The organism is Pseudomonas sp. Z4-7, from assembly GCF_051131965.1.
Taxonomy (GTDB): domain Bacteria; phylum Pseudomonadota; class Gammaproteobacteria; order Pseudomonadales; family Pseudomonadaceae; genus Aquipseudomonas.
In genome coordinates this window covers 4,024,718-4,038,750 of sequence record NZ_CP071642.1, presented here as the reverse complement: position 1 = coordinate 4,038,750, position 14,033 = coordinate 4,024,718, and the positions used below count along the sequence as shown (strand labels likewise).

Genomic DNA, 14,033 nt, shown 5'->3' with positions numbered 1-14,033 from the left:
ATGGACGCTTTTGCGCAATGGAAACTCCAAGCTCAGCGGAGATTAAATATGAACAGCACCGACGAAGCGAGTCCCTTTCTTCCACGCCACAGCGCTGAACGTGGGAGAGGCGTACCGAAGATTCAGGAAACCATTGCGACATTGGTTGCAGACCCGACACAACCTCGTAACCTTCATAACCCAGGGAAAACTTATTGCGAGGCATGGTTAACGTGGGATCCTCCTGTCGATTCCTCGGATCTGCTTGGCTACGAAGTTAGCTGCCCAGGTCGGGAAACGGTCAATACTACGTTATGTGAATACATTGATAGCGGCCTGACACCAGAGGTTGAATACGTTTATCAAGTCACGCCATACAGAGGTGACGGCAATCCACCACGGACCCCGCAGTCCATTCTTGTGGTGACCCACGATAGAGTGCCTCCTACCAAGCCGAGGGCGTTCAAGGCTAGTGGAGTGACACACAATAGTGCAGAACTCAGTTGGGGGGCATCAGAGAGCCACAGCGGCGAAATTTTTTATCTGATTTATCTCAATGGCATTCTCAGAGCAGAGACCAAACAGCTGACTTACACAATATCCCATCTCAAGGATCTTGCTGTCTACCACGTTCGAATAGGGGCGGTTATCAAGACTGGAACAAAGCGTGCTTCCAGGTTCGCCTCTTTGGAATTTAAGACGTTGTTGCGTCCACCTATATTGAAATTCAGCCAACGTAACGGAGTCGGCAGGCTGGCGTGGGCTCCATACTACTGGAATTTTCCGTCGCATGAGGGGACCATAAACGGCCACGCCTTTAGTACAGGTCCGGGTCGTTTGAGTTTCAAGTTCAAACTGGCGGACGTAACCTCAGGCCCCGTCCCGTTGCATTTAGAGTTTTCGGTTCGTGCCAAGCTGGGTGATAATTTTTCCGAAGCGAGTAATTTGGAAGCAGTGGTCGACGACATTCTTCCCCCGAATCAGCCCGGGATCCCAGTGTTGAGTAATATAACGGACACTTCGGCGACGCTGACGTGGGCACCGTCGAGCGATAATAAAGGTGTAACTGGTTACAAGATACGCTGCAATCTGGTAACTAAGAACGTATCGCTCACGACAACAACATTCACCCAACTGAAACGCGGTGTCTGGTACCTCGCCACTGTGCGTGCGGAGGATGAGGCTGGAAACGTCTCCGTTCCAAGTGAGGTTTGGTTCCAGACCACTGGGGTGGCGTCCAAGCCCCGCCCAACGCCGCCGATCGACATAGATATCGTTCACACGTCGTCAACTTCAGTTGAAATCAACTGGTCATTCGAGCATGCAGGAACCGGGGCTCTGGGTGTGGTCATCAAAGTTGATGACGAATATCTGGATCCGGTTCTGGAGCCTCACTATCAAAAGCAACTGGAAAATTTAGTTCCGGGGACTGAGTATTCAATCACGCTGATTACTCTAAATTGGTTAAATGGACAATTCTCCGAGCCCACTATTCTTACCTTTGAGCAGACGGACACTGCACCGCCGAGCGTTCCGGGCAGGTTACGGATTATTTCTTCAACCCCCGATTCAGCTACGCTGGCCTGGGATGAATCAACGGACGATATCGGTATGTATGGATATGTCATCTACAACAATCATGAATATGTCGACAGTACAACGCTTGATCGGTACACCGCCGTCGATCTGGTACCCGGTTTCCATTTATTTGAAGTCGTGGCCGTGGATGCTTTTGGTAATACCTCCGAGCCAGCATTAGTTGGCAAAATCATTGGTGGTCCTGAAGACGTCACTCCGCCCAGTGTGCCGCGCAACTTTCGTGTAACTTTTTCAGCGCCTGGATTGGCCGTCCTGACGTGGGAGGAATCAACAGACGACGTCTGCATGTGGGGTTATGCCGTCTACCTCGACAAGGAGCTCCTCAATACTCAGCGCGGTACTTACCGGCAATACCATCCTTTATCCGCTGGCGTTCACCTATTTGAGGTTCGCGCCTTGGATATTTTTGGGAACGCCTCTGAGCCGGCATCGGTGCAAACCCACACTTGAACTTGACTTCAAGTTACCCGGAAATTTTCAACCCGCGACTGAGCGAGCGAAAATTGTGCCAAAGATAATCTGGCCTGTTCGGTGAAGTTATAGCAGCAGTTGGGGCGACGGATTCCGTCGGTCGGATTCCAAGGAAGGCAGCTTATTAAAACCTGGCTGCCTTCCGGATTTCGTCAGGAATCTTTCACGCTCCCAACATTTGCCTTAGGACAAAATGCAGGATCCCGCCAGCCTTGAAATATTCCACTTCGTTCAAGGTGTCGATCCGGCACAACACTTCAATCCGCTCCTGGCTGCCGTCCTCGCGGGTGATGACCACGGGCAGGTTCATGCGCGGCGTCAGCTCGGTATCGCTCAGCCCGAGGATATCAAGGGTCTCCCTGCCAGTGAGGTTCAGGCTCTTGCGATTCTGATCGAGCTTGAATTGCAGCGGCAGCACGCCCATGCCCACCAGGTTGGAGCGGTGGATGCGCTCGAAGCTTTCAGCAATCACGGCCTTTACGCCCAGCAGGTTGGTACCCTTGGCCGCCCAGTCCCGGCTCGAACCGGTGCCGTATTCCTGCCCGGCAATGACCACCAGGGGCGTGCCGGTGGCCTGGTACAACATGGCCGCATCGTAGATCGACATTCTTTCGCCGTTGGGGATATAGATCGTATTGCCGCCTTCTTCGCCGCCGAGCATCTCGTTGCGGATACGGATGTTGGCGAAGGTGCCGCGCATCATCACCTGGTGATTGCCCCGTCGCGAGCCGTAGGAGTTGAAGTCCCGCGGCTCCACGCCTTGTTCGCGCAGGTAACGGCCGGCCGGGCTGTCTGCCTTGATATTGCCGGCTGGCGAGATATGGTCGGTGGTCACCGAGTCCCCAAGCAGCGCGAGGACGCGTGCGCCCTCGACGTTCTTGACCGCCGGAGGAGGCCCGCCGATGTCGTCGAAGAATGGCGGATGCTGGATGTAGGTCGAGTCGTCCTGCCAGACATAAGTAGCCGCCTGCGGCACTTCGATGGCTTGCCACTGTTCATCACCGGCGAACACGGCGGCATATTCCTTGTGGAACATGCTGGTGTCGACCTGGGCCACGGCGTCGGCTACTTCCTTGCTGCTCGGCCAGATGTCGCGCAGGTAGACCGGATTGCCGTCTCGATCGTTGCCCAGCGGTTCGCTGCTGATATCGATGCGCACGGTGCCGGCCAAGGCGTAGGCGACCACCAATGGCGGCGAGGCCAGCCAGTTGGTTTTCACCAGCGGATGCACTCGGCCCTCGAAGTTGCGGTTACCCGACAGCACCGAAGCCACGGTCAGGTCGGCTTTCTGGATGGCTTTTTCGATGGGGTCGGGCAGAGGGCCGGAGTTGCCGATACATGTTGTGCAGCCGTAGCCCACCAGGTCGAAGCCGAGTTTGTCGAGATACTCGGTCAAGCCCGCGGCATTGTAGTAGTCGGTCACGACCTTGGAGCCAGGCGCCAGGGAGCTCTTGACCCAGGGCTTGCGCGTCAGGCCTTTTTCCACGGCTTTTTTTGCCACCAGCCCGGCGGCCATCATCACGCTGGGGTTAGAGGTGTTGGTGCAAGAGGTAATGGCGGCAATCACTACCGCGCCGTTTTTCAGGCGATGGGTCTGGCCATCGAATTCGTACTCGGCTTCGCAGACCTGGTCGGCATTGCCTACCGCGACGCCTCCGCCGCCTTCGCTTTCCAGGCGGCCCTCGTCCTTGCTGGTGGGTTTGATCTGCAGGCCGAGGAAATCACTGAAGGCTTGGCCGACATTCGGCAGCGAGACCCGATCCTGGGGACGCTTGGGGCCGGCGAGGCTGGCCTCGACGCTGCCCATGTCCAGTTCCAGCGTGTCGGTGAACACCGGTTCCTGGCCAGAAAGGCGCCACAGGCCCTGGGCCTTGCAATAGGCTTCCACCAGTTTCACGGTTTCCGCGGGGCGCCCGGACAGGCGCAAGTAATCCAGCGTTACATCGTCCACCGGGAAGAAACCGCACGTGGCGCCGTATTCCGGGGCCATGTTGGCGATGGTGGCGCGGTCGGCCAAGGGCAGGTCGGCGAGACCGTCGCCATAAAACTCGACGAATTTGCCCACCACACCCTTCTTGCGCAGCATCTGCGTGACGGTCAGCACCAGGTCGGTCGCGGTGATACCTTCGCGCAGCTTGCCGGTGAGCTTGAAGCCGACAACCTCGGGGATCAGCATCGATACCGGTTGGCCGAGCATCGCCGCTTCCGCCTCGATCCCGCCGACGCCCCAGCCGAGCACGCCGAGGCCGTTGATCATCGTGGTGTGAGAGTCGGTGCCGACCAGCGTGTCCGGGAAAGCGTAGGTGCGGCCGTCTTCCTCTTTGGTCCAGACGGTGCGACCGAGGTATTCCAGATTCACCTGGTGGCAGATGCCGGTGCCCGGTGGCACCACGCTGAAGTTGTCGAAGGCACTCTGGCCCCAGCGCAGGAAGGCATAACGTTCGCCGTTGCGCTGCATTTCGATGTCGACGTTCTGCTCGAAGGCCTGGCGGCTGGCGAACTTGTCCACCATTACCGAGTGGTCGATCACCAGGTCGACCGGTGACAACGGGTTGATTCGCTGGGGATCGCCTCCGGCCTTTTCCACGGCGGCGCGCATGGCGGCCAGGTCGACCACGGCGGGCACGCCAGTAAAGTCCTGCATCAGCACCCGGGCCGGGCGATACTGGATTTCGCGGTCGGAGCGGCGCTCCTTGAGCCAACCGGCCAGGGCCTTGAGGTCGGCGCCGGTGACGGTTTTTTCATCTTCCCAGCGCAGCAGGTTTTCCAGCAGCACCTTGAGGGACATCGGTAGTTTATCCAGATCACCGAGGCTTCGCGCGGCGTCCGGCAAGCTGAAATAGTGATAAGTCCTGGCGTCGACTTGCAATGTTTTAAGGGTTTTCAGGCTATCGAGGGACGGCATTGAAATCACTCCTTTGAGTCCGCACGGCTACGGACTGACGGAACGGACAGAGCCTTTAACCTAGCCCTGTTTTGAGCGTATGACTAATCACTGGACTCTATGGACAGGTTCGCGGTTCCGAACTCCGCTATCATGCGGCGGTTTTCGTGACAGGCTTTGCTACGGAGTTTCAATGAACACGCTTTTTATGCACTGCCGACCGGGCTTCGAAGGCGAGGTCTGTTCCGAGATCGCCGAACATGCCGCGCGGCTGAACGTGGCCGGCTACGCCAAGGCCAAGCCGGCCAGCGCGTGCGCCGAATTCGTCTGCACTGAAGAAGACGGCGCCGAGCGGCTGATGCGTGGACAGCGCTTTGCCGAGCTGATTTTCCCGCGCCAGTGGGCGCGTGGCTCGTTCATCGAGTTGCCGGAGACCGACCGCATCAGCGTTATCCTCGCCCATCTGGCGGCTTTCCCGACGTGCGGCAGCCTGTGGCTGGAAGTGGTCGATACCAACGACGGCAAGGAGCTGTCGAACTTCTGCAAGAAATTCGAAGGCCCGTTGCGCAAGGCCTTGAGTGGCGCCGGCAAGCTGGTGGACGATGCGCACAAGCCGCGCCTGCTGCTGACGTTCAAAAGTGGTCGCGAAGTGTTCCTTGGCCTGGCGGAAGCTGACAATTCGGCAATGTGGCCGATGGGTATTCCGCGGCTTAAATTCCCTCGGGAAGCGCCGAGCCGCTCGACCCTCAAGCTCGAAGAAGCCTGGCACCATTTCATTCCTCGTGACCAATGGGACGAGCGGCTGCACAGCGACATGACCGGCGTGGACCTCGGCGCCGCGCCGGGTGGCTGGACCTGGCAATTGGTCAACCGGGGCATGCTGGTGACGGCCATCGACAACGGTCCGATGGCTGAAAGCCTGATGGACACGGGCCTGGTGCAGCACTTGATGGCGGACGGCTTCACGTTCAAGCCCAAGCAGCCGGTGGACTGGATGGTCTGTGACATCGTCGAAAAACCCGCGCGCAATGCGGCGATGCTGGAAGAGTGGATTGGCGAGGGGCATTGCCGTGAGGCGGTGGTCAACTTGAAACTGCCGATGAAGCAGCGTTACGCCGAGGTGAAGCGTCTGCTCGAACGCATCGCCGAGGGTTTCAAGGCCCAGGGTATCAAGGTCGAGATTGGCTGCAAGCAGCTGTATCACGACCGTGAGGAAGTGACGTGCCATCTGCGGCGGCTGGATAGCAAGAAGCCGAAGTCTCGCTGAAAGTAAGAAGCGAGCTTTTGTGGCGAGGGAGCTTGCTCCCGCTGGGTTGCGAAGCAACCCCAATGTCCTGCTGGGCTCCTAAAAGCGACGACTGCTTCGCAGTCGAGCGGGAGCAAGCTCCCTCGCCACAGGGTTGATGTAGATCTGTTAAGAACGCCGGCATTGCGCGACAATAGCGGCCAGTTTCAGGAGTAGATCATGAGTGAAATGAACGAAACGCCGGTCGACGGCACGCTGGACGCCACCGGCCTCAACTGTCCGGAGCCGGTGATGATGCTGCATCAGCATATCCGTGACCTGGCCCCCGGCGGACTGCTGAAAGTAATTGCCACCGACCCGTCGACGCGCCGTGATATCCCCAAGTTTTGCGTGTTTCTCGATCACGAACTGGTCAGCCAGGACGAAGTGGACGGCACCTACCGCTACTGGATCCGCAAGAAGCTCGCTTAACCCGTCGAGCGACTGAGGCGAATCTGCCCACGGGCACTGCGCGTCAGTCGGATCGACAGCATCAACGCCGCGCAGCTCAATCCCACGATCAAACCCTGCCACAATCCGCTTGGGCCGCTGGCGGTGCCGAGCCAGTCGGTCAGGCCCAGGGCGTAACCCACCGGCAAGCCGATGCCCCAGTAAGCGAAGAGCGTCAGGATCATCGTCACCTGGGTGTCCTGGTAACCGCGCAACGCGCCCGCCGCCGTGACCTGGATGGCATCGGAAAACTGGAACAGCGCCGCGTAGACGATCAGCATCGAGGCCACTTCGATCACCACGGGGTCGGCGGTATAGATCGCCGCGATAGGCCCGCGCAACGCGAACATCAGGCTCGCCGACAGGCAGGCGTACGCCAGGGCCGTGGCCATGCCGACACCCGCCGCAAAGCGCGCTTCCCGAGGCTGGCTACGCCCCAGCGCCTGGCCGACCCGTACGGTCACGGCCATGCCCAGGGAATAGGGGATCATGAACACCAGCGAGCTGAAATTCAGGGCGATCTGGTGTCCGGCCACCACCGTGGCGCCGAGGCTGCCGATCAGCAGGGCGATGACCGCGAAGATGCTCGATTCGGCAAACACCGCGATGCCGATTGGCAGGCCGATGCCGAGCAGGCGCTTGATGACCGACCATTGCGGCCAGTCGAAGCGGCTGAACAGCTGACTCGATTGATAGATCGGGCCCCAGCGTGTCCAGGCGGCCATGCCCGCCGCCATGAACCACATCACGATGGCCGTGGCCCAGCCGCAGCCGACACCGCCCATGGCGGGGACGCCCAGGTGTCCATAGATGAAGATGTAGTTGAGCGGAATGTTCAGGGCCAGCCCGCACAGCCCCAGCACCATCGCCGGTCGCGTACGCCCCAGGCCGTCGCTGAAGCAGCGCAGCACGTAATAGAGCGCCACCGCCGGAAGACCGCTGCCGATGCCGCGCAGGTATTCCATGCAAGGGCCGATCAGTTCGGGATCGACTTTCATGACATGCAGGATCGGTTCGGCGCTGAGCAGCGCCAACGTTGCGATCAGCCCCACCGCGAGTGCCAGCCACAATGCCTGACGCACCAATGGACCGATCTGTTCAAAGGTACCGGCACCGAAACGCTGGGCCACCTTCGGCGTGGTAGCCAACAGCGTGCCGGTCATCAACAGGAATACCGGAACCCAGATCGAGTTGCCCAGCGCCACCGCCGCGAGATCCCGCGGCCCGACCCGGCCGGCCATCACCGCGTCGACAAAGCCCATGGCGGTGGTCGCCAATTGCGCCACCATGATCGGCAGGGCCAGGGCCAGCAACGTCTTGAGCTCCAGGCGCACCCGGGCCGGGCGGGAGAGAGTGGTGGCGGTGTCGATCACAGGATTCACAGGGCAAGCATCCGAAAATATTAAGCGCAAGGCGGCGAATTCTACGCCTTGACGCATTGGTCAGGAAAAAACCTGTGTTGGGGATTTGTAATCGGGCAGTACGGCAGCTTTCGTGGCGAGGGAGCTTGCTCCCGCTCGGCTGCGCAGCAGTCGCTGGCATTTTGGGCCCGCTTCGCAGGCCAGCGGGAGCAAGCTCCCTCGCCACAATGGTACTGCTCGCTCCTGGTAATGCGCGAAGCAACCGGAACGCCTACACTGCCCATCCCGCCAAAGGAGCTTTGCCATGCTGATCGTTGCCGACGAAAACATTCCCCTGCTCGATGCGTTTTTTCAAGGTTTTGGTGAAATCCGCCGGGTGCCGGGGCGGGGCATCGACCGGGCGTTGGTCGAGCAGGCTGACGTGCTGCTGGTGCGTTCGGTCAGCCAGGTCAATCGGGCGCTGCTGGAAGGCAGCAAGGTGCGTTTTGTCGGCACCTGCACCATCGGCACCGATCACCTGGACCTGGAATATTTCGCCGAAGCCGGCATCCGCTGGGCCAGTGCCCCGGGTTGTAACGCCCGTGGTGTGGTGGACTATGTGCTGGGCTGTCTCATGACCCTGGCGGAAATCGAAGGTGCGGATCTTGCGCAGCGCACCTTTGGCGTCGTCGGTGCGGGGCAGGTGGGCGGGCGATTGATCAAGGTACTCAAAGACCTGGGCTGGGTCGTTAAAGTCTGTGATCCGCCGCGTCAGGCTGCCGAAGGCGGCGATTACCTGAGCCTGGAGCAGATTATCGAGCAGTGCGATGTGATCAGCCTGCACACGCCCCTGACCCGCGATGGCGAGCAACCGACCTGGCACCTTTTCGACGAGCAACGATTGAACAACCTCAAGCCGGGGACCTGGTTGATCAACGCCGCGCGCGGCCCGGTCATCGACAACATGGCGCTGCGCGAGGTGCTGCTGGAGCGTGAAGATCTGCAAGCGGTGCTGGATGTCTGGGAGCGGGAGCCGACAGTCGACGTCGATCTGGCCGACCTCTGCGTGATCGCCACGCCGCACATCGCCGGTTATAGCCTTGACGGTCGCCAGCGTGGCACGGCGCAGATTTATGAAGCCTTGTGCGGATTCCTGCAGCGGCCGGTGGAAGTCAGCCTGGCCGAGCTGTTGCCTCGGCCGTGGCTCGCCGGCCTCACGCTGGATGCCGCCACCGACCCGGCCTGGGCCCTGGCGGCGTTGTGCCGGAGCGTGTACGACCCGCGCCGTGACGACGCGGACTTTCGCCGCAGCCTGATCGGCACCGACAGCGAGCAACGTAGCGCTTTTGATGCCTTGCGCAAGCATTATCCGCCACGCCGGGAAATCGATAGCTTGAAGGTGCGGATCGAAGGGCAATCGCCGACGTTGGAAAATATCGTGGCAGCCCTGGGAGCCACCATCGCTTGAGCGTAGAGCGCCTTTGTGGCGAGGGAGCTTGCTCCCGCTCGGCTGCGAAGCAGTCGCCGACTGCAACTGTCCAGCCGGAGCAAGCTCCTTCACCCCGCAAGCCGGAAAATCAAAGGCATAAAAAACCCGACATCAAGGTCGGGTCCAGTTGAAGACGGGGCTGTATCACTTTTGTTCGGCAGGTTTGACCAGTCGTTTTTCCAGTTCGCTGCAGGCTTTCTGGATCATGTCTTCGGTGATCGGTACTTCGCGCCCTTGGGCATCGATGAACGAGCAGCCCAAGGACTGGTCCGGTTGCGTGCGGATCACTTGAATCTTGTCTTCGCTGCTGTGTTGCAAGGACATGGCCTGTCTCCTCATCAGGTTGCGTGCCTATAGTAATGTCGCCAGGTGACCGAGCCATGACACTCCTTGAAGGTTCACGGCGACAGCTCCACTCAACCAGAAACGCCGACGCATTTCCAGCCAGACTTTAGACCGATAACATTTAGGGGCTAATCTTGGCGGTCATATTTAACCTGACTCATCCTGATTCAAATTGGTTCCGCTGCGTTTCGGTGTCCCTGACCGACTCCTTTCCCGTTGCATTATCGGATGCTCTCGATGCTTTCTTCCCGACAACGCCGTGCCATACGCCTGGCCAGCGGCTTCATCGCTCCTTACCGCAAACAGGTCGTTGGCGCGTTGCTGGCCCTGATCGTCACCGCCGGCATTACCTTGTCCATGGGGCAGGGTATCCGGTTGCTGGTGGATCAGGGTTTCATGACGCGCTCGCCACATCTGCTCAATCAATCGATCGGGTTGTTCATGGTCCTGGTGGCGGGGTTGGCGGTCGGTACGTTTGCCCGTTTCTACCTGGTGTCGTGGATTGGCGAGCGGGTGGTGGCCGATATCCGCCGACAGGTTTTCAACCACCTGGTGTATCTGCATCCCGGGTTCTACGAAAACAACCGCAGTTCGGAAATCCAGTCGCGCCTGACAGCCGACACCACGCTGCTGCAATCGGTGATCGGTTCGTCGTTGTCACTGTTTCTGCGCAACGCGCTGATGGTGGTCGGAGGCATCGTGCTGCTGTTCGTCACCAATCCCAAGCTCACCAGCATCGTCGTGGTTGCGTTGCCGCTGGTGCTGGCGCCGATCCTGGTCTTTGGCCGGCGAGTGCGCAGCCTGTCCCGCGAAAGCCAGGACCGCATCGCCGATGTCGGCAGTTACGTTTCCGAAACCCTCGGCCAGATCAAGACGGTGCAGGCCTATAACCACCAGGTCCAGGACGAGCACCGTTTCGCTGCTACCGTGGAGCAGGCCTTCGACACTGCCCGCAAGCGCATCGCCCAGCGCGCCTGGTTGATTACCCTGGTGATCGTTCTGGTACTGGGTGCGGTGGGCGTAATGCTCTGGGTCGGTGGCATGGACGTGATCGCCGGGCGCATTTCCGGCGGTGAGCTGGCGGCATTCGTGTTCTACAGCCTGATTGTCGGGAGCGCTTTCGGTACGCTCAGCGAAGTGATCGGCGAGCTGCAGCGGGCGGCTGGCGCCGCTGAGCGAATTGCCGAGTTGCTGCGTTCGGAGAACATCATCCAGCCGCCGGCGACGGGCCTTGTCACGTTGCCGCAGCGGGTCAGCGGCGACCTGCGCCTTGAAGGTGTACGGTTTTCCTACCCGTCGCGGCCGGAAAGCTATGCGGTCGATGGCCTGGACCTGAGCGTCAACGCTGGCGAAACCGTCGCGCTGGTCGGTCCGTCCGGGGCGGGCAAATCCACCGTGTACGACCTGCTGCTGCGGTTCTACGATCCAGTGCAGGGGCAGATATTCCTCGATGGTGTGCCGCTGACCTTGCTTGACCCGTTGGACCTGCGTCGTCACTTCGCCCTGGTCTCGCAGAGCCCGGCACTGTTTTTCGGCACGGTGGAAGAAAATATTCGCTACGGCAATCCGCAAGCCACCGACGAACAGGTGCGCGAAGCGGCGCGGATCGCTCACGCCCATGACTTCATCGAGAAAATGCCCGATGGCTACCAGACCCATCTGGGTGATGGCGGCCTGGGTTTGTCCGGTGGCCAGCGCCAACGCCTGGCCATCGCCCGGGCATTGCTGATCGACGCGCCGATCCTGCTGCTGGACGAAGCCACCAGCGCGCTCGATGCACAAAGCGAACACCTCATCCAGCAAGCCCTGCCCAGCCTGATGAAAAACCGCACCACCCTGGTCATCGCCCACCGCCTGGCCACGGTGAAAAATGCCGACCGGATCGCGGTGATGGACCAGGGCAGGGTGGTCGCCGTGGGCACTCATCAGGAGTTGGTGGCGAGTAATGCGCTGTATGCGCGGTTGGCGGCGTTGCAGTTCAACGTTAGCTTGGAGTCGGCAGCCGACTGAGCGCAGCGTCTACACGAATCCCTTGTGGGAGTGAGCTTGCTCGCGATAGCGGTGGGTCAGCTTGCATCCATGTTGAAGGTGCCGACGGCATCGCGAGCAAGCTCGCTCCCACAAGGTCCAGCACCGACCAAGTAACCGACCAAGTAACCGACCAAGTAACCGACCAAGTAACCGACCAAAAAAAAATGCCCGCATCTTTCGATGCGGGCATTTTTTTCTTCTCAGGAACAGCTTCTCGCTAATACTCACTGATCATCGAAATACCGCTCGTGCCAGTCCACCAACGGTTGTGGCGAGTTGAGTTTCTGGCCGTAGATCACCGAGTAGGACAGCACGTTCTGTACGTATTGGCGGGTTTCGTCGAAAGGGATGCTTTCGACCCAGACGTCGAAGCTCAGGTGGTCAGCGCCACGCAGCCATTGACGCACGCGGCCAGGGCCGGCGTTGTACGCGGCGGAGGCGAGGACCCGGTTGCCGTTGAACTGGCTGTGCACCTGACTCAGGTAAGCCGCGCCGAGCTGGATGTTCTTGTCCGGGTTGAACACCTGCTGAGGCGATGCCAGGGGAATGTTGAACTTGCGGGCGGTTTCCTTGGCGGTGCCTGGCATCAACTGCATCAGGCCGCTGGCACCGACGCTGGAGCGGGCATCGTCCATGAATGCGCTTTCCTGGCGGGTGATAGCGAACGCCCAGCTTGGATGCAGGCCGCGGATTTTCGCTTCGCGTACCAGGGTGTCGCGGTGGGCCATCGGGAAGCGGATATCCAGGTCGTCCCAGTATTTGGCCTGGCTGATGGTGCGGATGGCCGGGAAGTACCATTTCAGGTCATAGGCCAGTTTCGCCTGGGCAACCATTTCGTCCCGGCTGAAATGACGGCTGACGTGATACCACTCGCGGCGGCCATCGACGATCTGTCCGCGCGCATGAAACTCCAGCGCGCGGCGCACTCCTGGGGTGTTGCGCACCTTGTTGATCAGCGCCTGGCTCATCACCAGCGGTTTGTTGTTGAGCGAATAGGGTGACTGGGACCGGTCGGCCGCGAGGAAGCCGTAGAAGTCACGCTCCCGGGCCAGTTGCTTGTAGAGCGTCACCGCTTGCGGATTCTGCGGCTGCGCCAACTCCAGGCTGCGGGCCTGCCAGTAACGCCAGCGGTTGGTGGTGGAGAGCGACTCGGGCAGGCGGCGGGTCAACTGATAGGCATCTTCCCAGCGGGCCAGGCGCAACAGCAGGCGCAAACGCCATTCCGAGACAGTGTCATCGCGCAGCTCCGGGTCGTATTTGGTCATCACGTCGAGGGCGCGGCTGTCGAAGCGTTTGGCCAGGGTTAGACCGATTTCCCGGGCGATTGCCACTTTCTCGTCTCGAGAGAAATGCATGGTGCTGGCATACCCGTCCAGCAACGCCATGGCTCTTTCCGGGTCCTGGCGTGCCAGGCGTCGCAAGCCGAGGCTCACGACATCGGACATCGGTTCATCGGCGGGCGCGAAGCGCGAAGGCTGGTTGAGCAGTTCGGGCTTCTGCGCCACGTCGATCAACAGACTGCCGCGAGGCGCCAGGGTGGTCAGGCCGCTCACCAGGCTGTTGGCCAGCGGATAGTTACGCGCCTGGGCGGCGAGCTTGGCGCGCTCCCAGCGTTTCTGTTCAGTCAGTTGGCCTTGGGCCGCCCACATGCCGAACAGCGCATCGCAGGCCGCCGGCTGGGATTTGCCGGTAAGCCAGAGTTTCTCGGCGTTGGCGTAGCCTTCGGCCTTGAGGCCATGGCTCAGTTGATATTGAGCATTGAGGCAATCGAGTTCGGTGAAGTTGAGCTTGGGGTCGTAATACTTGACGAAGGTCGCCCAGTCGCCACGCTCGGCCAGCCAGCGCAACCAGCGCAGCTTCATCCAGTTGGCCTGGGGCAGGTCGCCATGTTCGGCGAGGAATTTCTCGATCTCGGCATTGCTCGCGCTTTTCAGGCGAGCGGTCAACTCATCGTAGGCGAGGTAGGGCTCCAGCGGATAATCGCGCAGGGCCTGGCTGTAGCGCAAATAGGGGCCGGAATCACCTTTGGCCAGGGCGCGCTTGGCCTCATCGTAATACTGGCGCTGGGTGGAAATATCCACCGCCTGGGCGGTCTGAACGGCAGTGGCACACACAAACAAACAAGATAAGACACTGAAAAGGCGACTGCGCATGATACGT

9 protein-coding genes are annotated in these 14,033 nt (G+C 60.2%); 5 read left to right on the top strand and 4 right to left on the bottom strand.

Annotated elements, in window-relative coordinates:
* Positions 1-48 precede the first annotated feature (48 nt).
* Positions 49-2,028: a fibronectin type III domain-containing protein gene (locus J3P91_RS18125; protein WP_434601315.1), complete on the top strand. Its 1,980-nt coding sequence runs from the start codon at positions 49-51 to the stop codon at positions 2,026-2,028.
* Between the two features lie 184 nt (positions 2,029-2,212).
* Here the strand turns inward: J3P91_RS18125 and acnA are convergent, their stop codons facing one another.
* On the bottom strand, positions 2,213-4,954 hold the full coding sequence (gene acnA, locus J3P91_RS18120; RefSeq protein WP_434601314.1) for an aconitate hydratase AcnA: 2,742 nt from the start codon (positions 4,952-4,954) through the stop codon (positions 2,213-2,215).
* 172 nt (positions 4,955-5,126) lie between these two features.
* Here acnA and rlmM point away from each other — a divergent pair, with 172 nt between their 5' ends.
* Together rlmM and tusA are read left to right on the top strand one after the other, a co-directional pair.
* Positions 5,127-6,200, top strand: a complete 1,074-nt coding sequence (gene rlmM, locus J3P91_RS18115; protein WP_434601313.1) for a 23S rRNA (cytidine(2498)-2'-O)-methyltransferase RlmM — start codon at positions 5,127-5,129, stop codon at positions 6,198-6,200.
* A gap of 198 nt (positions 6,201-6,398) precedes the next feature.
* Positions 6,399-6,650 (top strand): sulfurtransferase TusA, encoded by a 252-nt coding sequence (tusA, locus tag J3P91_RS18110; protein ID WP_305499973.1) that lies wholly within the window; start codon positions 6,399-6,401, stop codon positions 6,648-6,650.
* Here the strand turns inward: tusA and J3P91_RS18105 are convergent.
* A complete protein-coding gene (locus J3P91_RS18105; RefSeq protein ID WP_434601312.1) occupies positions 6,647-8,050 on the bottom strand; it encodes an MATE family efflux transporter in 1,404 nt (467 codons plus the stop codon). The genes tusA and J3P91_RS18105 overlap by 4 nt on opposite strands.
* Positions 8,051-8,333: 283 nt before the next feature.
* Here J3P91_RS18105 and pdxB point away from each other — a divergent pair, with 283 nt between their 5' ends.
* Complete coding sequence (pdxB, locus tag J3P91_RS18100) at positions 8,334-9,476, top strand: 4-phosphoerythronate dehydrogenase PdxB (RefSeq protein ID WP_434601311.1); 1,143 nt, start codon at positions 8,334-8,336, stop codon at positions 9,474-9,476.
* Between the two features lie 165 nt (positions 9,477-9,641).
* Here the strand turns inward: pdxB and J3P91_RS18095 are convergent, their stop codons facing one another.
* Complete coding sequence (locus J3P91_RS18095; RefSeq protein ID WP_123341965.1) at positions 9,642-9,821, bottom strand: PA1571 family protein; 180 nt, start codon at positions 9,819-9,821, stop codon at positions 9,642-9,644.
* Positions 9,822-10,070: 249 nt separating this feature from the next.
* Here J3P91_RS18095 and J3P91_RS18090 point away from each other — a divergent pair, with 249 nt between their 5' ends.
* Positions 10,071-11,852, top strand: a complete 1,782-nt coding sequence (locus J3P91_RS18090; RefSeq protein ID WP_434601310.1) for an ABC transporter transmembrane domain-containing protein — start codon at positions 10,071-10,073, stop codon at positions 11,850-11,852.
* 245 nt (positions 11,853-12,097) lie between these two features.
* Here J3P91_RS18090 and J3P91_RS18085 read toward each other — a convergent pair whose 3' ends face one another.
* Entirely contained in the window at positions 12,098-14,026 is a 1,929-nt protein-coding gene (locus J3P91_RS18085; protein WP_434601309.1) for a transglycosylase SLT domain-containing protein, read from the bottom strand.
* Between the last annotated feature and the right edge of the window lie 7 nt (positions 14,027-14,033).

What these genes read in the sequence shown, in the direction of transcription:
- J3P91_RS18125 (WP_434601315.1), top strand. Translation starts at nt 49, where the DNA reads ATGAACAGCACCGACGAAGCGAGTCCCTTTCTTCCACGCCACAGCGCT.
- acnA (WP_434601314.1), bottom strand. Translation starts at nt 4,954, where the DNA reads ATGCCGTCCCTCGATAGCCTGAAAACCCTTAAAACATTGCAAGTCGAC.
- rlmM (WP_434601313.1), top strand. Translation starts at nt 5,127, where the DNA reads ATGAACACGCTTTTTATGCACTGCCGACCGGGCTTCGAAGGCGAGGTC.
- tusA (WP_305499973.1), top strand. Translation starts at nt 6,399, where the DNA reads ATGAGTGAAATGAACGAAACGCCGGTCGACGGCACGCTGGACGCCACC.
- pdxB (WP_434601311.1), top strand. Translation starts at nt 8,334, where the DNA reads ATGCTGATCGTTGCCGACGAAAACATTCCCCTGCTCGATGCGTTTTTT.
- J3P91_RS18095 (WP_123341965.1), bottom strand. Translation starts at nt 9,821, where the DNA reads ATGTCCTTGCAACACAGCAGCGAAGACAAGATTCAAGTGATCCGCACG.
- J3P91_RS18090 (WP_434601310.1), top strand. Translation starts at nt 10,071, where the DNA reads ATGCTCTCGATGCTTTCTTCCCGACAACGCCGTGCCATACGCCTGGCC.
- J3P91_RS18085 (WP_434601309.1), bottom strand. Translation starts at nt 14,026, where the DNA reads ATGCGCAGTCGCCTTTTCAGTGTCTTATCTTGTTTGTTTGTGTGTGCC.